Origin of the sequence: Algibacter sp. TI.3.09 (genome assembly GCF_038154905.1) — a bacterium.
Classification (GTDB): domain Bacteria; phylum Bacteroidota; class Bacteroidia; order Flavobacteriales; family Flavobacteriaceae; genus Algibacter.
This window is the reverse complement of record NZ_JBAKAN010000005.1, coordinates 1-21,071: the sequence shown is the minus strand read 5'-3', so window position 1 is coordinate 21,071 and position 21,071 is coordinate 1. Positions and strand designations below refer to the sequence as shown.

Annotated in this window: 25 protein-coding genes and 1 tRNA gene; 5 read left to right on the top strand and 21 right to left on the bottom strand. The window is 32.1% G+C overall.

Going from position 1 to position 21,071, the window contains the following annotated elements; all coding sequences use genetic code 11:
* Positions 1–34: 34 nt before the first annotated feature.
* Positions 35–107: transfer RNA gene (locus tag V6246_RS14810), tRNA-Gln, on the bottom strand.
* Positions 108–269: 162 nt separating this feature from the next.
* On the opposite strand from V6246_RS14810, the gene V6246_RS14805 reads away from it, so the two are divergent.
* Both V6246_RS14805 and V6246_RS14800 read left to right on the top strand, forming a co-directional pair.
* The gene (locus V6246_RS14805) at positions 270–3,653 is read left to right on the top strand and encodes a glycosyltransferase family 117 protein (RefSeq protein ID WP_341561213.1); all 3,384 of its coding nucleotides are present in this window, start codon (positions 270–272) and stop codon (positions 3,651–3,653) included.
* 3 nt (positions 3,654–3,656) lie between these two features.
* Positions 3,657–4,319 (top strand): polysaccharide deacetylase family protein, encoded by a 663-nt coding sequence (locus V6246_RS14800; protein WP_341561212.1) that lies wholly within the window; start codon positions 3,657–3,659, stop codon positions 4,317–4,319.
* Here the strand turns inward: V6246_RS14800 and V6246_RS14795 are convergent.
* The 10 genes from V6246_RS14795 to V6246_RS14750 all read right to left on the bottom strand — a co-directional run bounded on the left by V6246_RS14795 (position 4,316) and on the right by V6246_RS14750 (position 11,583).
* Positions 4,316–4,960 (bottom strand): hypothetical protein, encoded by a 645-nt coding sequence (locus V6246_RS14795; protein WP_341561210.1) that lies wholly within the window; start codon positions 4,958–4,960, stop codon positions 4,316–4,318. The genes V6246_RS14800 and V6246_RS14795 overlap by 4 nt on opposite strands.
* Before the next feature lie 268 nt (positions 4,961–5,228).
* On the bottom strand, positions 5,229–5,807 hold the full coding sequence (locus tag V6246_RS14790) for a PhnA domain-containing protein (protein WP_042496858.1): 579 nt from the start codon (positions 5,805–5,807) through the stop codon (positions 5,229–5,231).
* A gap of 130 nt (positions 5,808–5,937) precedes the next feature.
* The gene (locus V6246_RS14785; protein WP_341561208.1) at positions 5,938–6,759 is read right to left on the bottom strand and encodes a hypothetical protein; all 822 of its coding nucleotides are present in this window, start codon (positions 6,757–6,759) and stop codon (positions 5,938–5,940) included.
* Between the two features lie 154 nt (positions 6,760–6,913).
* Positions 6,914–7,279, bottom strand: a complete 366-nt coding sequence (locus tag V6246_RS14780; protein WP_341561206.1) for an MmcQ/YjbR family DNA-binding protein — start codon at positions 7,277–7,279, stop codon at positions 6,914–6,916.
* A 22-nt stretch (positions 7,280–7,301) separates the two neighbouring features.
* Positions 7,302–7,703, bottom strand: coding sequence for a GNAT family N-acetyltransferase (locus tag V6246_RS14775; protein WP_341561205.1), 402 nt, complete (start codon positions 7,701–7,703; stop codon positions 7,302–7,304).
* 11 nt (positions 7,704–7,714) lie between these two features.
* Entirely contained in the window at positions 7,715–8,323 is a 609-nt protein-coding gene (locus tag V6246_RS14770; protein WP_341561204.1) for a DUF4230 domain-containing protein, read from the bottom strand.
* A 46-nt stretch (positions 8,324–8,369) separates the two neighbouring features.
* Complete coding sequence (locus V6246_RS14765; RefSeq protein WP_042504450.1) at positions 8,370–9,122, bottom strand: cyclase family protein; 753 nt, start codon at positions 9,120–9,122, stop codon at positions 8,370–8,372.
* A gap of 14 nt (positions 9,123–9,136) precedes the next feature.
* A complete protein-coding gene (gene hemW, locus V6246_RS14760) occupies positions 9,137–10,369 on the bottom strand; it encodes a radical SAM family heme chaperone HemW (protein ID WP_341561411.1) in 1,233 nt (410 codons plus the stop codon).
* A 9-nt stretch (positions 10,370–10,378) separates the two neighbouring features.
* Positions 10,379–10,948, bottom strand: coding sequence for a crossover junction endodeoxyribonuclease RuvC (gene ruvC, locus V6246_RS14755; protein ID WP_042504451.1), 570 nt, complete (start codon positions 10,946–10,948; stop codon positions 10,379–10,381).
* Positions 10,945–11,583, bottom strand: a complete 639-nt coding sequence (locus tag V6246_RS14750; protein WP_341561202.1) for an outer membrane beta-barrel protein — start codon at positions 11,581–11,583, stop codon at positions 10,945–10,947. The genes ruvC and V6246_RS14750 overlap by 4 nt, the downstream gene beginning before the upstream one ends.
* A 97-nt stretch (positions 11,584–11,680) precedes the next feature.
* Between V6246_RS14750 and V6246_RS14745 the strand changes: the two genes are divergently transcribed.
* Together V6246_RS14745 and V6246_RS14740 are read left to right on the top strand one after the other, a co-directional pair.
* The gene (locus tag V6246_RS14745) at positions 11,681–12,646 is read left to right on the top strand and encodes a hypothetical protein (protein WP_445819001.1); all 966 of its coding nucleotides are present in this window, start codon (positions 11,681–11,683) and stop codon (positions 12,644–12,646) included.
* Positions 12,643–13,770, top strand: coding sequence for a glycosyltransferase family 2 protein (locus V6246_RS14740; protein ID WP_341561198.1), 1,128 nt, complete (start codon positions 12,643–12,645; stop codon positions 13,768–13,770). Before V6246_RS14745 ends, V6246_RS14740 begins: the two co-directional genes overlap by 4 nt.
* 38 nt (positions 13,771–13,808) lie before the next feature.
* Here the strand turns inward: V6246_RS14740 and V6246_RS14735 are convergent, their stop codons facing one another.
* The 3 genes from V6246_RS14735 to V6246_RS14725 all read right to left on the bottom strand — a co-directional run bounded on the left by V6246_RS14735 (position 13,809) and on the right by V6246_RS14725 (position 16,415).
* Positions 13,809–14,285, bottom strand: coding sequence for a hypothetical protein (locus tag V6246_RS14735; RefSeq protein ID WP_341561196.1), 477 nt, complete (start codon positions 14,283–14,285; stop codon positions 13,809–13,811).
* 163 nt (positions 14,286–14,448) lie between these two features.
* Positions 14,449–16,053, bottom strand: coding sequence for a M56 family metallopeptidase (locus V6246_RS14730; protein WP_341561194.1), 1,605 nt, complete (start codon positions 16,051–16,053; stop codon positions 14,449–14,451).
* Positions 16,050–16,415 (bottom strand): BlaI/MecI/CopY family transcriptional regulator, encoded by a 366-nt coding sequence (locus V6246_RS14725; protein ID WP_042496832.1) that lies wholly within the window; start codon positions 16,413–16,415, stop codon positions 16,050–16,052. Before V6246_RS14725 ends, V6246_RS14730 begins: the two co-directional genes overlap by 4 nt.
* A 140-nt stretch (positions 16,416–16,555) precedes the next feature.
* On the opposite strand from V6246_RS14725, the gene V6246_RS14720 reads away from it, so the two are divergent.
* The gene (locus V6246_RS14720) at positions 16,556–17,059 is read left to right on the top strand and encodes a DUF456 domain-containing protein (protein WP_159019094.1); all 504 of its coding nucleotides are present in this window, start codon (positions 16,556–16,558) and stop codon (positions 17,057–17,059) included.
* A 267-nt stretch (positions 17,060–17,326) separates the two neighbouring features.
* Here V6246_RS14720 and V6246_RS14715 read toward each other — a convergent pair whose 3' ends face one another.
* The 7 genes from V6246_RS14715 to V6246_RS14685 form a co-directional block, all read right to left on the bottom strand.
* A complete protein-coding gene (locus V6246_RS14715) occupies positions 17,327–18,001 on the bottom strand; it encodes a DNA-binding response regulator (RefSeq protein ID WP_341561191.1) in 675 nt (224 codons plus the stop codon).
* Positions 18,002–18,010: 9 nt separating this feature from the next.
* Positions 18,011–19,840, bottom strand: a complete 1,830-nt coding sequence (locus tag V6246_RS14710; RefSeq protein ID WP_341561190.1) for an ATP-binding protein — start codon at positions 19,838–19,840, stop codon at positions 18,011–18,013.
* A gap of 67 nt (positions 19,841–19,907) precedes the next feature.
* Complete coding sequence (locus V6246_RS14705; RefSeq protein ID WP_341560703.1) at positions 19,908–20,075, bottom strand: hypothetical protein; 168 nt, start codon at positions 20,073–20,075, stop codon at positions 19,908–19,910.
* Positions 20,076–20,120: 45 nt separating this feature from the next.
* Positions 20,121–20,288, bottom strand: coding sequence for a hypothetical protein (locus V6246_RS14700; RefSeq protein WP_341560703.1), 168 nt, complete (start codon positions 20,286–20,288; stop codon positions 20,121–20,123).
* A gap of 45 nt (positions 20,289–20,333) precedes the next feature.
* Entirely contained in the window at positions 20,334–20,501 is a 168-nt protein-coding gene (locus V6246_RS14695) for a hypothetical protein (protein WP_341561189.1), read from the bottom strand.
* A 45-nt stretch (positions 20,502–20,546) separates the two neighbouring features.
* The gene (locus V6246_RS14690) at positions 20,547–20,714 is read right to left on the bottom strand and encodes a hypothetical protein (RefSeq protein WP_341561189.1); all 168 of its coding nucleotides are present in this window, start codon (positions 20,712–20,714) and stop codon (positions 20,547–20,549) included.
* 45 nt (positions 20,715–20,759) lie between these two features.
* A complete protein-coding gene (locus V6246_RS14685; protein ID WP_341560703.1) occupies positions 20,760–20,927 on the bottom strand; it encodes a hypothetical protein in 168 nt (55 codons plus the stop codon).
* Positions 20,928–21,071 lie beyond the last annotated feature (144 nt).

Sequence of the window (21,071 nt, the reverse complement as noted above, 5' to 3'; positions counted from 1 at the left end):
CCAATTACTTTCGTAATCAGGGTTGGTTTCAGAGTTGGCCCACTAGGGCTCGAACCTAGACTCTTCTGCACCAAAAACAGACGTGTTGCCAGTTACACCATGGGCCATTCTTTATTCGAGACGGCAAATTTAGAACTTTTTTTCCTTTGTGCAAACTTTTTTAAATTTTTTTTCAATTATTTTTTTTGAACACTTAACGTTTCCTTAAAAACATAAGGTATTAAGTATTTATTATTAAATTCGCCAAAGCAATTAATGTATAGATTTTTATGGCAAATTTTAACTTTAAAAAATGGAATACCATTTTAGGATGGCTCTCTTTTTTAATAGCACTTATTACTTATAGCTTAACTGTTGAGCCAACAGTAAGTTTTTGGGATGCAGGGGAATATATTTTAACCTCTTCTAAACTACAAGTTGGCCACCCACCGGGAGCGCCATTATTTCAAATGTTAGGTGCTTTTTTCTCCATTTTCACATTTGGAAATAATGCTTTAATTGGCTGGATGATGAATATGATGAGTGCTGTTTCTAGTGCATTCACTATTCTTTTTATGTTTTGGACCATAACAATTCTATTAAAAAAACTGGTTACAGCAGATGGTGAGATAAATAAAAACCAAGCTTATGCAATTTTAGGTAGTGGTTTAGTTGGCAGTTTAGCCTTTACTTTTACCGATTCGTTTTGGTTTAATGCTGTAGAAACCGAAGTTTATGCCATGGCGACATTAATTATGTCTGTTTTATTCTGGCTAGGCTTACGTTGGGAACAAGATATGGATAACCCAAGAGGAAATCGATGGCTTATTTTAATTGCCTTTGTTATCGGACTTTCTTTTGGAGTTCACTTTATGGGCTTATTAACCATACCTGCCATAGGGTTGGTTTACTTTTTCAAGAATTATAAAACCGTAACTATAAAAAACTTCATTATTGCAAATATTGCTTCGGTTGGTATTTTATTATTCGTTTTTAAACTTTTGGCTCCTAATATTCTTAAAATATTTAGTGCTTTCGAAATATTTTTCGTGAACACTATTGGCTTGCCTTTTAATTCAGGATCTATTATTGCAGGCTTACTACTTGTTGGCCTTATTACTTACGGCTTAAAATACACTAAGAAGAAACACTTTGCACATTTAAACACAGCTATTCTTTGTTTAACCTTTGTTATTATTGGTTTCTCTACGTGGTTAATGTTACCAATTCGTGCTAATGCTAATGTGGTTATTAACGAGAACAACCCATCGAGTGCAAGAGAATTGTTAGCATATTACAACTTAGAGCAATACCCTGAAACACACTTGTTTTACGGACCTCAGTTTACAGACCAATATGCTTATTTAGATGAAAACAACCCGTACATAGACGACAAACCTAAGTATGAGAAAGATGAAGAAAAAGGGGAATACGTTGTTGTAAACGATTGGAAAAAAGCAAAACAGAACTACAACTCTAAACACGCTTCTATTCTACCAAGAATGTGGAGTGCCGAGCATGCCGAAAATTACATGATGTTTTCTGGCTTTTTAGATTTTAAAGTAAAACCAGATGCACAAAACACATATTATAGAAGTGCTATTAACGCTGGAGCAACCGAGGAACAAGCTAAAACTTACGCCTTAAATCAAATTACAAAATACAAAGCCCAACTTAATGATTTTAAAAATCAGGTGGCACAAGGCAATGTAGATTACGAAGATTATAACAACTTCTTGAAAAAGGAAAAAAGTTTAATTGAAGTTGAAAAACCTTCGATAATTAGTAATGTTATTTACATGTTTGAATACCAATTGGGTTACATGTACTGGCGTTATTTTATGTGGAATTTTTCTGGAAGACAAGATGATATCCAAGGCCGTTATGATAATCACGGTAACTGGATAACAGGAATTAAATTTATTGACGAATGGCATTTAGGCTACTCTCAAGACCACTTACCTAGCGATGTTAAAAACAACAAGGCGAGAAATGCATACTACATGCTTCCGCTTATTCTAGGCATTATTGGTTTATTCTTCCTTTACAATAAAGACAAAAAATTATTTTGGGTAATGCTTGTATTCTTTCTGTTTACAGGAATTGCCATACAAGTTTATACAAATGTACGTCCGTTTGAACCACGTGAGCGTGACTACTCGGTTGTAGGATCTTATTACGTATTTGCTCTATGGATTGGTTTTGGAGTTTACGCATTGTACGATTTCTTTAAAACATATTTACCAAAACAACTTACCGCACCAATAGTTACTATAGTCTGTTTAATTCTAGTCCCTGGAATTATGGCTGCTAGTAACTGGGACGATCATGACCGTTCTGGAAAATACACTGCCAATGCTATGGCTAAAATGTATTTAGATTCTTGTGCAGAAAATGGTATTCTATTTACCATTGGAGACAACGATACATTCGCACTTTGGTATGCTCAAGAAATTGAAGGTTACAGAACCGATGTACGTGTAGTAAACACAAGTTTATTCCAAACCGATTGGTACATCGACCAAATGAAACGCAAGGCTTACGAAAGTGATCCTGTACCGTCTCAATTAACGCACGATTTATACAAATACGGCACTAACGATTATATCGTGATAGAGCCTGTAACTAAAGACACCATTGAAGTGAAGCAATTTTTAGACTTCATTGCAAGTGATAATCCTAAAACTAAATACAAATATGTTTTAGAGCAGCAAGGTGTCGATATTTCTCAAGTAAGAAGACAAGATCTAAAAGCTAGTTATTTACCTACCGAAACATTACGTCTGCCGGTAAATAAACAAAATGCATTAAACTCGGGTATTGTTAAACCCGAAGATGCTGATAAAATTGTGCCTTATATAGACCTTACAATTAAAGGTGGTGCGCTATACAAAAACCGTTTACTAATGTTAGACATTGTAGCTAACAATGAATGGAATCGCCCAATCTACTTTACTGGCGGAAGCTTTGGTGACGACGATTATATTTGGATGAAAGATTACCTTCAACTTGATGGCATGTGCTACAAACTAGTACCTATTAGAACGGAAGTTGATAGATCGAACCCGTTTGATATGGGTCGTGTAGACAGCGATTTAATGTATGAAAAAGTTAAAAAATGGGACTGGGGAAATAGCGGAAGTCCAGACATTTATCACGATGTTGAAACTCGTAAAAACTCAATTACATATCGTGGAAATTTAGCACGATTAACCGAGCAATTAATCAATGAGGATAAAATAGATAAAGCTGAAGAAATAGCAGATATAGCTATGGAAAACATGCCTGTTGAATTCTTTGGTTATTACACACTTTTAGAGCCTTACATTAGTGCTTATTACGAAGTAGGAAATAAAGAAAAAGCACAGCGTTTATTTAAAGAAGTTGCTCAAAAATATCAAGAAAACTTAGTATATTACAGTAAGTTAAAAACAGATAAACAAGAACGTTTGTTTGAAGATATTTATACCGACATACAACGCTACAAAGGCTTAGTTGATGTTTTAATAAAATACGACATCCCTTTTGCAGAAACTGAAGGCGATATTTTTAACGACCACCTAAAAATGTTTAAATATTTTTATGGTGATAGTGATCAAGATGAATACGCTCCAGAAGAAAACAAAGATATTCCTGCAGGCGTAAGTACAGACACCATTGAACCTATAGAATAAGGCATGACCTTAACACCTGTAAAAACACCATTTGTTATAAAAAAGATGTTCCCAAATTATATTTGGGACATCTCAACAAATGAAAAAACAATCTATCTTACTTTCGATGATGGTCCAACACCAGAAATAACAAATTGGACTCTAGATACATTAAAAGCTTATCAAGCGAAAGCTACATTTTTCTGTATAGGAAATAACATTGAAAAGCATCCTGGAATTTTCCGTGACATTATAGAAAATGGACATGCCATTGGGAACCACACTCAAAACCATGTTAAAGGTTGGAAAACTAAAACAGCCGATTATTTAACTGAAGTTGATGCCGCTGAGAATAACATTCAAAAAGAAAAACCTCAACATCACACTGCAACATCTAGTGATATTAAATTATTTCGCCCACCTTATGGCAAAATAAAACCAGCACAAGGTAAAAATCTCATTAACCTTGGCTACAAAATAATAATGTGGGATATTTTATCCTTCGATTGGCAGAACTCTATAAGTGAAACTACTTGCTTAAAAAATGTTATTTCGAAAACTAAAAGTGGCAGCATTGTTGTTTTTCATGATAGTGTAAAGGCTTCAAAAAACATGCAATATGTACTCCCAAAGGTTTTAAAACATTTTAGCGAGCAAGGTTATCAATTTAAATCTTTAGCCTTTTAAGACTTAGTTCCTAGTTTCAGTTTTCTTTTCCAATATATAATATATAGTGTCCCGATAATAGTTGGCAACGTCCAAGCTACTATGTTGCCCACACCCAAACCTGCAACAACAAAAGCTGTAATGGATGCAATTAAAGCACCTATCATTTTTCCGATATGTAATCGCAACCAAGTATTCTTAACTTTTTTAGGCGCTTTATAGAATCGAAAATCTTGAATACTCATAAATAATCCAAAACCACCAAAGAATAGAAACAGAACACTCATAGAAGAACCATTTAGAATACCATAAGCACCATTTAAGATCATTAATACCGAAAAGCACACCATAGAACCCGAAATCAATTTATCTCTCATGTCAGCCTCTTTTTTTGTTTTAAAAGTTAATGCACGATTCCCTGCTAAAACGAGATAAATTGTAAATAAGCCAATTAAAAATAAAAACACATTTTCATGATTTGGCATACACGAAATTGGTAACGAAATAGAAGAACTCACCAGCATACCAATAGAAAATAGTTTCCCCATTTTTTTATGTGCACGACTTCCCTTTTTTACAATAACACTTCCTATTCCTGTAATTAATCCAAGGCCACCAAAAAAGGCATGAATGTAAATCAAAATTTTAATCGCTTCTTCCATTTGTAGTTAATTAGTTTTGTTACTTCAAATTTGAGATTATTCTTCAATTTACAGAATTTTTTATTTCTCAATTGTATTTTTTTGAGACTCAACTGTCAATTTTCATATAAAACAAAAAACCTACACCTTTTAGAACATTGTAGAAAGCCGGCATCAATAAGACATATTTGGTGTTCAGAATAAAACAGAAACAAAAAAAACGATTAAAACTTTATTGAAATTATCAATAAAACTTTAACCGTTTAAATATTTTTAAGTTGAATAAAAATTATGTTTTCTTCACATACTTTGTAATAATTACAATTTGTGTTGGTCCAACTTTACCTTCTATAAACTCAGCATTTTCATGATCTAATCTAATATTTCTAACAGCTGTACCTTGTTTGGCAACCATGCTAGAACCTTTCACTTTTAAATCTTTTATTAACACTACATTATCTCCTGCTTCTAAAATAACACCGTTTACATCACGATGAATAATTTTACTTGCAGCATCTTCATGCTCTCCAGTAGCTCTTGCTAAAGCCATAGCATCATCATCAAGATACATCATATCCAACAAATCCTTTGGCCAACCTTCATTTCTTAACCTTTGTAACATACGCCACGCCATAATTTGCACAGCAACATGCTCACTCCACATACTATCGTTTAAACAACGCCAGTGGTTAGCATCCATATCTACATCACCGTTAATTTGATCTAAACAAGTTTTACAAACCAAAACATCGTTCCCTACATTTTCGTTCAACGATGGCGGAATTGTATATTGGTTTAAGTCTTCTTTAGAAGTACATAATTCGCAACTAGAATTGCTTCGCTCTTGTAATGTTTGTAAAACGCTCATAAGTATAATTTTGATTTTTGCAATAGTACAGCAAAATCGAGGATTGTACAAATTTAGGATTCTGTAATATTTTTATTAAATAAAAAAGAACGCATAGCGCGTCCTTTTTTAACATTATAATACTAATTATTTATTTTAAAAGGTCGTGAATAAAAGTATACACATAATCTCCATGAACACCCGTAAAATACGTACCCCACGTTTCTAATTTAACCTTATTCGCTTCACTCCTTGCATAACCAGCTTTAAACAACTCATCATCTTCATCAAACATGTTTTCTATATCTGCCAGTGAATCTAAAAAATAAGCCTCTATATATTCGGTTTTATCGGCTCCCCAAGCATGAACATAAGGAAAATACCCCTTAATATATTCGTTTTTTTGAGTGATAATTGTGTTACCTTCTAATCTTAAGTCCTCAAACTCTTTCATAGTCCCATCTTTTGGAAATGCCAAATAACTTTTTCGAACGTAAGGCACCATGTCTTTAGTGGGTCTTTCAGTTAAAAACTTTGCCCCAAAAAGCGAACTATAAATCTCATCGGAATGTTGATTAGAATAGTATGAATTTAAATTTTGCAAAAATGCTTTTCTTTCAGCTTCATCTGGCCAAGCCTCTTTCTCAAGCTCAGCACTTCGTTCTACTTGCTTGTCTATATCTTCCCAGGAAGCGTAACTCATAGAGCTTAAAACTTCAGTATTATCGGGCGTTAAGTTGTGTATATATGTTGAAGCACTCAAAATATATTCATTTTTCTTGATTACTTTGTCTAAGTATTCTTTTTCAGCAGCCTTCCATTCGGACATTTTAAAATCTTTCTTATCGAGATTCCAATGACTTTTAGTTACTGTAACATACTTTACTTCTTTTTTTTCTTGTGCTTGAAGAGTTGTTACGCAAAACAATAATAACACAGCAATTGTAGCGAATAATTTACTCGTTTTTTTCATAATCTGTTAGTTTTAAAGTTAATATAATGGTTAATTAATTACGACTTTAAGGCTTAGAAGCCTAGATAGATTATGCTAAAATTTTATTGCGAAGAGAGAGAGAGAGATTCACACAAACATACAACAAAATAACTAAATTAAAAATACATACATTTCAATCAAGCAACGTGTTTCGCACTTTTATACTCATTCCTTTTAAGACCATATCGTAAGAATGATCGATAAGTTTATAGATAAATTCAGGAGATAATTCTCCTTCGTGCATATAAATAGTATTCCAATGTTTTTTACTCATATGAAATCCTGGGCGTATACTTTCATATTCTGCGCGTAATTCTTGGGAGTATTCAGGATCTGCTTTTAAGTTTATGGATGCTTCGCCACGCTCCCATTTTGACAAGCCTGCCAAAACAAACATTTTCCCCAGTACTTTAAACACCAAAGTATCTTCATCAAATGGAAAGTCTTCTGTAGTTCCTTTTTTGCTCAAGCAGTAATTGCGAAGTTGTTCAATATTCATTTTAACGGTTTTAAGTTGAAAATCATTTCAAAATTCGCTCCATTACTTTTTCTGGATTCATTAACGCTGTATAACCAAACTGTTTATACAAACCATGAGCATCGGCCGTCTTTAACATCCATACTTTGCATGATTTTAATTCTTCGGCTTCATGTATACGTGCAATTAACGCTTTTGAATAGCCTTTTCCGCGATGTTCTTCAAGAATAAAAACATCCATTAAATAGGCGAAAACCGTATAATCTGTGGCTACTCTTGCAAAACCAATTTGCTTATCATCTAAATATACACCAAAACAAAAACAATGTTCTATTGTTTTTTTAACCTCAGCAACCGTTCTGCCTTTTGCCCAATAGGCATTGGTGATAAACTGATGAATAACATCTATTTGAAGTTTACTTTTACCTGTTGAAATTTCAATCATGATGAAATAATTTATTTAATCAACTTTGTACCTTTTTCTTCAATTTTTAAAGCTGAATAATCCAGCTTCCACCCAATAGTTTCAACTATAGTTTCCATAAGTAAAATGGTTTCTAAAGCTTCTTTTTGAGCTATTTCTATCAGTCCGCTTTGTGGTACTTTCTCTTGTATATGTAATTTGGCCTCTTGGTGTAAACCCGTTAAATCTGAAGCTTCAAAGCGGTTAAAAATACCGTCAGATTTATCGTAATAATTTAAGTTTGTTTCTATCGATAAAATTTCGGGTTGCGGAAAATGTTCTAAAACAATCTTTTTATTTTCAGTATCTGCCGTTAAATCAATTTTAGCCAAATCGTAACCCACATGGGCTTTAGCATTAATAATAACCAAAGCTTTTTTTCGGCTACTTACCAGTTTTAAAAAACGTTCTTTTACATCTTCATAATGGTAAATTTCAGCAAAATCACCTTCAACCGTAATAAACTTGCACACTTTTTTAATTTTATCTAGCAATAAAACCGACTGTGCGTTTACCAAGCTTTTCTTTTTAATCGATTTGGTATAAGTTACCACACCCATTGTTGTTAAAATGCCAATTATTATACCTAAAAATGCTTCCATTAATTCGTTTTTAGTTTTTTGAAATCAAGTTTTGTTCCAAAAATTATTAAACTGGCTCTGCTTTATACAAAATAGGTTTACTTGGGCTTGCATCATTTTCAAAAGATGCTATTTGTAAGTTTAAAAAATACTCACCATCTTCCACGCTATTATCTACATAAATAAATTCAGTTATTGTAGCGTCCATCCGTAATTTTCCGCTGGTATTCCAAAAGGCATTATGCGATAAAAGCTCGCCTTCATCCTTTTCCTTATCAACACTTGGTAAATCTACCAATAAATGTTTTACACCTTTTTCACGCAAGTAAATAGCAGCTTCTTCTAATATATAAGTTGGGTTTGTATTAGAGTATTGACGCGATAATTTCCCTTTTGTATTTGGCAATGTACGTATTATTACAGCATCACGTTTTTTATTCCCTAAAGCATATTGTAATTGCTTTTTAGAAATAACAAAATCGTCATCTAAACGTTCTGGCGCTACAGTAATAACCTCTGCCAAAAAGAAAAACTGCTTTAAGTTTTGGTTAATAGAATGTACCTTTTCGGTAATATGCCCAACGCATTCGGTATGCGTACCATGCGCATGCGGATTAAAATTGATGTTATTAAAATTAACCGCCGCACCTTCTTTCACACTTGCAATCCACTCGCCATCTACTGCAGGCTCAATTTTTGGTCCATCGATGTACCATGCATTTACGCTGTTACTAGAAGCCTGAATTGCGATTGAAATATCTATAGGCTTTTTTAAATCTATTTGAAGTTTTCTGGAATTATATTGAATTGTTGTTTGCATATCATCAAATATAGTTAAATCATGAATAATTCGGAAGCAATTCCGTCAACAAGAAACTTACCTTTTTGGGTTGTTTTCAAAATTTGGCTACTCGCGTTACTTTTTAAATCGGTATCCAATTTACTTTGAGACATTTGCTCTTTTTTATTAGAAATAACTAACAAGTTTTCTTTTATAAATTTATCTGAATATTTTTTTAAATGCTGAAGAAATACATTTCCAAATTCAGCCTGAACTCTGTTAAATGAAACACCCCAAATGGTTCTCAAACCCGTCATCACGTATTCATTAAATTGATCTTCTTTAGAAAGGATTTCTAAGGTATTAGGCAATTCGTTTTTTTGAATAGCTTGTATGTATTTTGTATTATTAGCCACATGCCAACTCCGTTCGTTTTCATAAAAAGAATGTGCCGACGGACCAATACCTAAATACGGTTTCCCTTGCCAATAACTGGTGTTGTGTTTAGAGAAATAATTAGGTTTTCCGAAGTTTGAAATTTCATAATGTACAAAACCATTCGCTTCCGTTTTTTCAACCAAATGGTTAAAATGCTCTAAAGCTAAAGCCTCGTCTATTGGCGGATAGCTTCCGTTTTTAACAAACGTATCTAAGGCCGTTTTTGGTTCTACCGTTAAAGCATAACTAGAAATATGATTAATACCGAAATTTAAAGCAATCTCTAAGTTTTCGTTCCATTTTTGTAAACTCATATTTGGAATCCCGTAAATTAAATCGATAGTAATATTATCAAAATACTTGGTTGCTTCTTCCAAACAACGCAAGGCTTCTTCTTTGTTGTGAGCGCGATTCATGCTTTTTAAATCGTCTTCGAAAAAAGATTGAATTCCAATGCTTAATCGATTTATTGGGCTTTTTGCTAACTGAAGAATAACTTCTGTTGATAAATCGTCCGGGTTAGCTTCCAAAGTTATTTCCGGATTGTCTACAACTTTGTAATTATTATAAACTGTGTCTATTAAAAGCTGAATCTCTTCAGTAGATAATAAACTTGGTGTTCCTCCTCCAAAATAAATGGTTTCTACAGTAACCGCATCAAATTTACTTGTTCTTAATTCTAACTCTTTTACTAAGCATTGAATTAATTCATCCTTCTTTTTTAATGATGTAGAAAAATGAAAATCGCAGTAAAAACAAGCTTGTTTACAAAACGGAATATGAATATAAATGGCGCCTGCTTTTTGTTCCGATGTCTCGGAATTGCCACTGTTTTGAGTATTATTTATTTCTAGCACTTATTTTTTTAAAGTTCGTTTAGTAACTCGGGTTGCATTCTGTTTTACAAAAGCATCCCAACCGGTGTAACTTTTACCTACTTCCACTCTACTCGAGTTATAAAAATGACAAACCGCCGCTGCCAATCCATCGGTAGAATCCAGATTTTTTGGTAGCGTTTTTAAACCTAGCACACTTTGCAACATTTTAGCAACTTGCTCCTTACTAGCGTTTCCATTCCCAGTAATGGCCATTTTTATTTTTTTAGGCAAATACTCCGTTATTGGTATTTCGCGACTTAAACCTGCAGCCATAGCTACACCTTGAGCCCGACCGAGCTTAAGCATACTTTGTACATTTTTACCAAAAAATGGTGCTTCAATAGCAATTTCGTCTGGATTATGCGTTTCTATAAGTTCTATAGTACGCTCAAAAATGAGTTTTAATTTTAAATAATGATCGCTGTATTTTTTTAAATCCAACTCGTTTAATTGCAAAAACTCCATTTTTTTACCAACCACTTTTATAAGTCCGAAACCCATAATGGTTGTACCCGGGTCGATACCTAAAATAATTCTTTCCTGCTTCATTGTCCGCAATATTGACAACCACTTAGCGAAATAGATGCACCAAGGGTTATGGTTAATAAATTTCCGTTAAACGAACCAAAACCATCATTTACTGGGTCAAAATCTTTCCCGAACCCTAAAATATAAGCCGTATCTAAATACAGTGATAATTTTTCTGAAACCGCATAATGAAACTCCAAACCTGCCATAGCGTTTAAATAGCTCGTTTTGTTTTCACCATAATCTCCCAATGGTTTTATCATGGAGATACCAGGACCTGCATGAGCAAATATGCCCAGATTGTTATATAAACCTAAAACGTTGGATGCATTGTAAACCAATTGCGCATTAACACGTGTATAATTGGTTTTAAATTCTGGTGAGTTTTCTGCACTAGAAAATCGGTTGTAACCCAAATCTAACTTTAAACCAAATAAAGGCTTAAACATATATTGTAAGCCTAAATTAATAGTTGGAAAATTAACACTATTTGCTTCAAAATTAGTTACAAAACCGTTGCTCGACGGACTATTAACACCTAAGGCAAACTGTGCTTTAAATGTGCTAGTATCACTTTGAGAAAAACCTAAATATGAAAATAAAACAAAAACTAAAGCGATTAGCTTTTGCTTATTAAATTTAAAAATAAGAGCCATGTTATAATATTAATTTAATTTGCACTTTATTCTTCCGGAAAAGTGGCTAAAAACGAATGCGATTTGCCAAACCTAAATGGAAGACTATTTTAATTGAATGCGACTTCACAAAACTAAACAATTCTTTTTTGTGCTCATTAAATTGAGCATAGTTGTTGTCGCTTTTTATTTTATCTATCAAAAATTAGCTTACAACAGTGAACTCAGTTTCTCTAATTTTATTTCATTTCTATCGGCAAAGGCTATTTTTTCAATTCAAAACACTCTTATTCTATTGATTTTAAGCGGCTTTAATTGGTTTTTTGAAATAATAAAATGGCAAACTCTAATTTCAACCTTAAAAAAAACAAGTTTAAACCAAGCTACAAAACAAACTTTAGGATCTTTAACCGCATCACTAATTACACCAAACCGTATTGGAGAATATGGAGCAAAAGCCATGTTTTACCTACCCCAATTACGCAAACGTGTTATGCTTACAAATTTAATAGGCAACCTACAACAAATGAGTATTACCATTATTTTGGGAGCTATTGGTTTATTTGCTTTTATTAATACTTACAATTTAGAAGCAAATTATGGTCGTCTTATTGTAACTGTAGTGATTGGCATAATTACGGTTAGCCTTATTTTGTTAGGATTGGCACAATATGAAATCGGTATAAAATGGACTCCTTTACTAAAGCTAAAAGTATTCATTAAGAACTTTCCAAGAGAGAAAATACGTATTGGTTTTAGTCTTTCTCTTGTGAGATATGCAATTTTTTCATTTCAATTTTTCTATTTACTACAAATTTTTCAAATTGAAATTAGCTATCTAGATAGTATGATGGTTATTACAACCATGTATTTACTCGTGTCTATTATTCCTACAATTTTTATCTTTGATGTTGTGATTAAAGGAAGCGTAGCCGTATATTTGTTTGAATTTCTGGGCGTAAATGAATTGGTAGTTTTAAGTGTAATCACCATTATGTGGATTTTCAACTTTGTATTGCCAAGTCTTATTGGAAGCTATTTTGTAATCCAATTTAAAATGCCCAAACCCCAAACAAACTCATGATTTTATTAAGCATTTCTATAAGTTTAGTTTACCTCATTTTGATATGGCGGTTTGTTTATGGCTTTGGTAAAACTCCCGATTTTACTTTAAAGAACCTAGAACACACAACTAAATTCTCTGTTTTAATTGCTTTTAGGAATGAAGCCGAAAACCTGCCGGCATTACTAGAATCTATTGAAAACTTAAATTATCCAACTCATCTTTTTGAAATTATTTTTATTGACGATGAATCTACCGATGATTCTTCGCAAATAATAACATCTTTTTTTAATAATAAGAAGAAACAGAATTTTAAAGTTATTCCTAACCACCGATTAACGCATTCACCTAAAAAAGATGCTATTACCACAGCTATAAACATAGCCGAGCATGAATGGATTGTTACTACCGATGCCGATTGTTATCTTCCAAAATATTGGCTCGATAGTTTTGATGAATTTATCCAAACCACAAATACAGCATGCATTGCGGCGCCAGTAACCTACAATCTTGAGAAATCTTTTTTAAACGGATTTCAAACTTTAGATATTTTAAGTTTACAAGGTGCAACTATTGGTGGCTTTGGTATTAAAAAACCCTTTTTATGTAATGGTGCCAATTTCGCCTACACAAAGGCCATCTTTAAAACAATAAATGGTTTTGAAGGTAATACAGATATTGCTAGTGGTGATGATGTTTTTATGCTAGAAAAAATTGCTAAAAATCGTGCCAACGAGCTTCATTATTTAAAATGCGAGCAAGCCATAGTTAAAACAAATGCCCAACCTACTTGGGGTAGTTTAATAGAGCAACGCTTAAGGTGGGCTTCTAAAACTAGTGCATACAATAGTAGTTTTGGTAAAATTACTGGCCTTATTGTTTTACTCATGAATGTTTTAACCATATCAGTAATTATACTTTTACTACTCGGGTGCTTCCCTTTAAAAGCCTTGTTTTATGTTTTGGTTATTAAATTCAATATCGATTTTTATTTAATAAGTAAAACGGCTACTTTTTTCAATCAGAAAAAGGTTTTTGAAAGTTATATGCCTTCATTCTTTATCTATCCGTTTTTTAGCGTGTACATTGCTTTCTTATCTATTTTTAAAACCTATAATTGGAAAGGCAGAACCTTTAAAAAATAAAGACTCCGTGTTCTAGTTTGAAATTGGTTTGTAAACGTTTACTGAATATCTATAATAATTGGTAACTGAAATTCAGTTTTAACTTGTTGTCCACGTTTTGTTGCAGGAAAAACAGGATGTAATTGTTCTAAGCTTTTATACAGCAGCTTTTCTATTTCTGGTATTTCACGACGCGTTACAGAATCTATTTTAGCATTATTTAGCTTTAAATCGCCTGTTTCTGAGACTCGAAAACTTAAAATAATAGTATCGCTAACATCTTTAGTGACCACAATTTTTTCGCGTTGTAAAAACTCCCAAATATGCAGTGTCAAAACATTTTCAAAACAAGATTTTTTATCGGTTTTAGTTTCTACCGAATCGCATTCCGAAAAACTAGGATAAGCATCAACATCATTCCAATTAAAGGTTTGTAGTTCCTCTTTCAAAATAGCTTCTGATGATGTTTTTTTCACATTAAAATACTCGCAAGAGCAAAGCATTAAAACAGATAGAAAAACACAAATTTGTTTCATAGATTAAAACTAAAGCCGAAAAGTACGATTTTTTTGGTTTTTAAACTCTTTTTGTTCAAAATAAGGCACTTAATAGCGATGTATGGCATTTTATTTCCAAAATTAAAGCAAAATAAAAACCGAAGCTCCCACTTCGGTTTTAAAAATAGTATTGATTTTATTTTTATTCCTGCACTTGAAAAACTATTGGTAATGAATAAGGTACATTTACCTTTTTACCTTTTTGTTCTCCGGGAATCATTTTAGGTAGTGTTTTTATAACTCGAATGGCCTCTTCAGATAATGCTGGATGCGGTGCTCTAGCTCTAACATCGACAACATCTCCTTCATTATTTATTTTGAAAATAACATTAATTCGCTGTCTACCCTTCAAGCCTAAATCATCAGCTAAATCAGTATTAAACTTTTGAATAACTAACTTTTGAACTCCTTTGGACATACACGCTTTTTTATCAGCGTTAGACTCTAAATCTTCGCAACCTGGAAAAACAGGTACTTGGTCGATAATTCCGAAAGGTATTTCAACATCATTTAAAACATCAGCAAAAAACGGATCATTAAACCCATCTTCACTAGTTAAAATTAATAAACCTTTTAAGGCTTTTGTTTCCGCTTCGCTAACTTCACCTTTAGCTTGAATTTGCTCAAAGACATAAGAAATTTTTTCAGTTAGTTTAGTTTCATCTTTATTTGCTATAAATTCTTGCACATCATTTACCAACGAGCTACTTAACCCAGAACCTTTAACAGTTTGAAGTAAAAGATCTAGTCCTTTTTCTTCCTGATCACTAATATCACCTTGAATTTGTATTTGATATTTTACTTCGTTAACTGTTTTAACTAACTTTGTTTCTTGATTATTGTCAGGACTAATTAATTCGGGCACTTCTTTCTCTCCAGTATTATCAGCACATGAGGTATAAACTAGCATACCGAAAACCATAGGAACTAACAGTGCATACTTAAATAAATAAACTTGTTTTGATTTTGATTTTTGTAACATAACGATTCGTTTTTTGATTAATGATTGATTAAAAAATGGATTGATGAATGATATTTTTTTGGTATCGAAAACTTGAGCTAATAAGCTTTGATAATAAATTGATTTCCCTTCTATTTTTACAGCTTCCGCATCGGCGATGAACTCGTGCAATTCTGTGATTCTACTTTGATAAATATAAATTAACGGATTGAACCAAAATAGAACGCGTAACAATTCAAAACACATTAAATCTAGACTATGCCAGTGTTTTACATGTATTATTTCATGCTTTAAAATGATTATTTTTTCTTCGGAACTAAGGCTTTCACCTAAAAAAATGTATTTAAAAAATGAAAATGAAGCACTACTTTTTAAAAGCCTTACTATAATAAATTGTTTTTTATATTCCTTAGGGTTTGATTTAATTAACCTTACAAGTTTACTCAGCTTATAGATAAACAGTAACACTACTACTCCAACACCAACATAAAATATTAATTCTAAAACAGAAAAGTTAGAAGGTAAAATGGTTTGATTTATTTGTTCGGCTTTAACATTTGCTTGTGTTTGCCCCAAAATAACTGCAGGTAACCTAATGATATAATTTTCTGGAACAACATTTTTGAAACTTTCAATCTCTACAATAGGAATCACTAACGACATTAACGCCGTGATTATTAAATAAAACCTATTCCAGTTAAAAAAGGTTTCTTTCTTTAAGAACACATCGTAAATGAGTAAAAAGAACACCTGAAAAGCAATAGTTTGAATAATATAATGTATCATGATTTATCCTTTTTATTAATCTCGCTTAACACGGATTCTAGCTCGTTTAAACTAATATCATTTTTCTTCATAAAGAAAGACACCATGCTTTTAAATGATCCTTGAAAATAATTATCGACTAACTTATTTATAGATTGATTACTATAATCCTGTTGTTGCATTAACGGAAAATACACATGGCCTTTTCCTGCTTTTTCATAATCTACAAAACCTTTACTTTCTAAAATACGCACAATAGTCGATACTGTATTATAAGCTGGTTTTGGCTCCGGAAACTCCTCTATTATTGCCTTTACATTGGCTTTTTCTAATTGCCACAGTATTTGCATAATATCTTCTTCTGCCTTAGTAAGTTGTTTCATTTTTGATAAGAATTATTTATTCAACTAAAAACTTAGTTCAACAAATATAACTAAATATTTAGTTCAAACTAATCTTTTAGTTTAAAATGTAACATTTGGCATAGTATTTCGTCTTATTATTATAAAACATAACACTTTATATGGATATTATTTTAATTATTATTGCCGCTCTTTTTATATTATTAGGTATTATTGGGAGCTTTTTACCTGTTTTACCCGGACCAATAACCAGTTGGTTTGGACTTTTAATAGCACATTTCACGGACGCTGTACCCATGAATAAATCTTTTCTAATTATAACATTGCTTATCGCGATTGCTATTTGGGTGCTCGATTATATTATTCCGGCTATTGGCACAAAACGTTTTGGCGGAACAAAATATGGAGTAATAGGTACAACGGTAGGCCTTATTGTAGGCTTATTTGCTCCTATTCCAGGAGGAATTATTATTGGTCCTTTTTTTGGAGCCTTAATTGGAGAACTTATTAATAAAAATGATGCTAAAACCGCAACAAAAGCAGCCTTTGGATCGTTTATCGGTTTTTTAACCTCAACGTTTATAAAGTTTGTTGTTGCTGTTGTTTATTTAGGCCTTTTTATTGGGATATTAATAGACTACGGAAGTGCTATTTTTGCCTATTAAACTATTATAAAGAAGAAACCCTGTGGGTCTCTCACCTCCACAGGGTTTATGTAAATTGCTATTATCAACAAAAAAATTGAGGGATTAATTAATTTTCGAAGTGTTGATGCATCAAAGATAAAAATATTTTTTCTTTTCAAACTGCGGGAAACCCGTAACGGATTTATGGATAAATACGACAATTGAAGTATAGCGCTACTTTCGGGAATAAAAAAAAATTAAAGTTTTACTAAAAAACTTATAAACTTAACGTTTTAGTAAGAAAAACTACACAAATCCTTTTTTCCTTGCTTCATTCAATAAGGTCTCATCCTGACCGTCTTGCACATCAAAAATATCTCTTAATTGTCTTTTACGCTTTTCTACGGCGCTTAATGAGATATCTAAATGCGATGCTAGGTTTTTAGTTTTTACACCTTGTGATAATAAATGAAGTATTTTTCTATTCTTATCATCTATTACAATATCACTAACAATAGATTTACGAATATGGTTGTTAACCGTACCACTATAGAATGGCGGATTATTAATTACAGCCTGAAAAGCACTAGCCAATTCACTTGATGTTAAGTCACTTTTAATTAAAAAACCTTCTGGATCGATGGTTTTTATAATATTATGTATTCTAAAAGACTCATTAAACATGGTTAGAATAATGATTTTGGCTTTCGGTAACACTTTTCTCGCATACTCCGCTAAATCTTCTCCAGAACTCATAATACCATCTTTAGAAGGTGGTATACTAATATCTACAAACAGCACATTATAAGGTAAACTTTTCTCAACTGCCTGATCCATATACATAATGGCCTCATCACAATTATTTGCGATATCTATTTCTAATTCTTGATTTTCTTTTTTAGTAAAAAGTAATGTGTTCTGATATCCTTCAATAATCATCGGGTGATCATCGATCATTAATATTTTTAATTTTTCAATCATTTTTCTTGGTTAGATCATTGGTACCTCAATCATTACAGTTGTTCCCTGGTTTTTAATTGAAGTTATTTTTAATATACCGTTAATTTCGTTAATCCTTGAGTTCATGTTTTTTAAACCAATACCCGACCTTGCTTTCTCTACATCATAACCTGAACCGTCGTCTATAATCGACAAGCAAATTACATCATTTTTTAATTCTAAACTAATATTTACATGTACTGCATTGGCATGTTTGTAAATATTATGCATTGTTTCTTGTATAATTCTATAAATATGTATTTTCTTTTTATTGTTAACATCATCCCAACTTATGGATTCATCATGCTTTAAATCATAACCTAAACCGTAAGCCAATGTTTGAGTTTCGACAAGCGTTTTAATAATATCTATAAATCCTGAACCTGAAACAAAATCTGTATTTAATTCGTGAGATACTTTTCGAATTTCATCTTCAATAGTTTTTAACTCGGTTATATATAAATCTCGCGATTTAATAGCTTCCTCGCTATGGTTTCTATTCAGGCTATCTAAACTTAAACGGGTGCCAAATAAGCGCCCCAAAACACCATCGTGTAGCTCCTGAGAAATACGTTTTTTCTCCAAATCTCTAGCTTCTTCTATACTTTCGTTTTGAGAAAGCATTAGATTATAAATTTCTTCGTTTGTTTCTTGTTGTTTTTGAACAAATTTTAATTCAATATTATTATTTCTTTGTGTTATTACGAGATATAATAAAAATGAAGATATTACAACAACAACAGATATAATAAACAACCACATCCGTTCTTTGGTTAGTTGTATATTTTCTTTTTCTTTCTGTCCGGTTTCAAAACGAATACGTGCAAATTTATTACGAATGGCACGTTCATTTTTTTGTAGACTATCACTCAATTTAATATAAGCGTTGAAGTGTTCTACAGCCTTGTGATCTTCTTCTATTTTAGATAGTAAGAGTAAGGATTTTAATAAATCGTCTGTGTAATATTTTTCTGAAATATTTTTTGCTCTGTAAGCGTAGTATCTTGCTGAGTCAATATTTCTTTTATTGTCGAAGTAATATTCTGACAAATGTTGGTTGATAATTATCGAGTAGTAATCGTCTTTACCTACACTATTACTAACTTCTAAAGCTTTGTGATATAACTCTGGAAGCTCTCTCAAGTTACCAGAAAGAAATCGTGTATGTGCATAATTATCAAGCACCAATGAAAATATCCTTGGACGTTCTTTAACAAGATCCTTATTGGATAAAATTTCACTGTAATAATTTAGAGCTAGATTATACTGCTTATTTTTTTTATAAGTATTGGCTAAGTTGTTTTTAGAAGCATCAATACTGCTTTTAACATTTAACCTATATTTTAATTCAAGAGATTTTTTATTGTATTCTATAGATTCATCAAATTCATCTAATTCTTTAAAAACAATACCTAAATTATTATAAATATAAGACTTGGTTTCTATAACCGATCTGGTTTCATAAAGCGGCTCTAATAAAGCTATAGCTTCAAAACTAGCAACCTCACTCCCTATAAAATCCTTTTCATTTTTTAATATAACAGCAATACCATAAATAGTACGGGCTAATTTAAAATTATCACCTAAGTTCCGATATATCTTTTCAGCTTTTTGGTAGTAAAAGTATGCACTATCGGCATAGGTAGTATTCTTTCTAAATGTATGAGCTATTAAATAATCCGTATCCGCGATTAAAGAAGAGTCTTGTTCTTTATTATTATAAACGGTTTTCTTTAACGAATCTATTTCTAAAAATGCATCTTCCTGCTGGCTAAAGGAAAAATTACAGATAAATAATATTATAAATATACTGAGTCTCAACAATAATGCATTTTATGATTACTTCAAATGTATTATTATTTTCTTAGTTGATTAAATTTTTAACTAGTTATTCGTCGATATCGCCACCTGTAAATTCATCAATGTCTCCGCCTGTATCGTTAACTTCTGTTTCATTTCCGGCTAATAAGCTATCATCGTTTAAGTCTTGCTCTGTGCATGATGTGAATATGGTAACTAATAGTGCTAATAAGAATGTGATTTTTAATGCTTTCATGTTATATATGTTTTAAGGTGAATTGTATTATTTGTTACTAATATTTTACTCGTCGATATCGCCGCCTGTAAACTCATCAATGTCTCCGCCCGTATCGTTAACTTCTGTTTCATTTCCAGCTAATAAGCTATCATCGTTTAAGTCTTGCTCTGTGCATGATGTGAATATGGTAACTAATAGTGCTAATAAGAATGTAATTTTTAATGCTTTCATGTTATTTATGTTTTAAGGTGAATTGTATTATTTATTACTAATATTTTACTCGTCGATATCGCCACCTGTAAATTCATCAATATCTCCGCCTGTATCGTTAACTTCTGTTTCATTTCCGGCTAATAAGCTATCATCGTTTAAGTCTTGCTCTGTGCATGAAGTGAATACGGTAAACAATAGTGCTAATAAGAATGTAATTTTTAATGCTTTCATGTTATTTATGTTTTAAGGTGAATTGTATTATTTGTTACTAATATTTTACTCGTCGATATCGCCGCCTGTAAATTCATCAATATCGCCGCCTGTATCGTTAACTTCTGTTTCATTTCCGGCTAATAAGCTATCATCGTTTAAGTCTTGCTCTGTGCATGAAGTGAATACGGTAAACAATAGTGCTAATAAGAATGTGATTTTTAATGCTTTCATGTTATATATGTTTTAAGGTGAATTGTATTATTTGTTACTAATATTTTACTCGTCGATATCGCCGCCTGTAAACTCATCAATGTCTCCGCCCGTATCGTTAACTTCTGTTTCATTTCCAGCTAATAAGCTATCATCGTTTAAGTCTTGCTCTGTGCATGATGTGAATATGGTAACTAATAGTGCTAATAAGAATGTAATTTTTAATGCTTTCATGTTATTTATGTTTTAAGGTGAATTGTATTATTTGTTACTAATCTTTTACTCGTCGATATCGCCGCCTGTAAATTCATCAATGTCTCCGCCTGTATCGTTAACTTCTGTTTCATTTCCGGCTAATAAGCTATCATCGTTTAAGTC

Coding starts and splice junctions, on each gene's coding strand:
- V6246_RS14805 (WP_341561213.1), top strand. CDS start 270: ATGGCAAATTTTAACTTTAAAAAATGGAATACCATTTTAGGATGGCTC.
- V6246_RS14800 (WP_341561212.1), top strand. CDS start 3,657: ATGACCTTAACACCTGTAAAAACACCATTTGTTATAAAAAAGATGTTC.
- V6246_RS14795 (WP_341561210.1), bottom strand. CDS start 4,960: ATGGAAGAAGCGATTAAAATTTTGATTTACATTCATGCCTTTTTTGGT.
- V6246_RS14790 (WP_042496858.1), bottom strand. CDS start 5,807: ATGAGCGTTTTACAAACATTACAAGAGCGAAGCAATTCTAGTTGCGAA.
- V6246_RS14785 (WP_341561208.1), bottom strand. CDS start 6,759: ATGAAAAAAACGAGTAAATTATTCGCTACAATTGCTGTGTTATTATTG.
- V6246_RS14780 (WP_341561206.1), bottom strand. CDS start 7,279: ATGAATATTGAACAACTTCGCAATTACTGCTTGAGCAAAAAAGGAACT.
- V6246_RS14775 (WP_341561205.1), bottom strand. CDS start 7,703: ATGATTGAAATTTCAACAGGTAAAAGTAAACTTCAAATAGATGTTATT.
- V6246_RS14770 (WP_341561204.1), bottom strand. CDS start 8,323: ATGGAAGCATTTTTAGGTATAATAATTGGCATTTTAACAACAATGGGT.
- V6246_RS14765 (WP_042504450.1), bottom strand. CDS start 9,122: ATGCAAACAACAATTCAATATAATTCCAGAAAACTTCAAATAGATTTA.
- ruvC (WP_042504451.1), bottom strand. CDS start 10,948: ATGAAGCAGGAAAGAATTATTTTAGGTATCGACCCGGGTACAACCATT.
- V6246_RS14750 (WP_341561202.1), bottom strand. CDS start 11,583: ATGGCTCTTATTTTTAAATTTAATAAGCAAAAGCTAATCGCTTTAGTT.
- V6246_RS14745 (WP_445819001.1), top strand. CDS start 11,681: ATGCGACTTCACAAAACTAAACAATTCTTTTTTGTGCTCATTAAATTG.
- V6246_RS14740 (WP_341561198.1), top strand. CDS start 12,643: ATGATTTTATTAAGCATTTCTATAAGTTTAGTTTACCTCATTTTGATA.
- V6246_RS14735 (WP_341561196.1), bottom strand. CDS start 14,285: ATGAAACAAATTTGTGTTTTTCTATCTGTTTTAATGCTTTGCTCTTGC.
- V6246_RS14730 (WP_341561194.1), bottom strand. CDS start 16,053: ATGATACATTATATTATTCAAACTATTGCTTTTCAGGTGTTCTTTTTA.
- V6246_RS14725 (WP_042496832.1), bottom strand. CDS start 16,415: ATGAAACAACTTACTAAGGCAGAAGAAGATATTATGCAAATACTGTGG.
- V6246_RS14720 (WP_159019094.1), top strand. CDS start 16,556: ATGGATATTATTTTAATTATTATTGCCGCTCTTTTTATATTATTAGGT.
- V6246_RS14715 (WP_341561191.1), bottom strand. CDS start 18,001: ATGATTGAAAAATTAAAAATATTAATGATCGATGATCACCCGATGATT.
- V6246_RS14705 (WP_341560703.1), bottom strand. CDS start 20,075: ATGAAAGCATTAAAAATCACATTCTTATTAGCACTATTAGTTACCATA.
- V6246_RS14700 (WP_341560703.1), bottom strand. CDS start 20,288: ATGAAAGCATTAAAAATTACATTCTTATTAGCACTATTAGTTACCATA.
- V6246_RS14695 (WP_341561189.1), bottom strand. CDS start 20,501: ATGAAAGCATTAAAAATTACATTCTTATTAGCACTATTGTTTACCGTA.
- V6246_RS14690 (WP_341561189.1), bottom strand. CDS start 20,714: ATGAAAGCATTAAAAATCACATTCTTATTAGCACTATTGTTTACCGTA.
- V6246_RS14685 (WP_341560703.1), bottom strand. CDS start 20,927: ATGAAAGCATTAAAAATTACATTCTTATTAGCACTATTAGTTACCATA.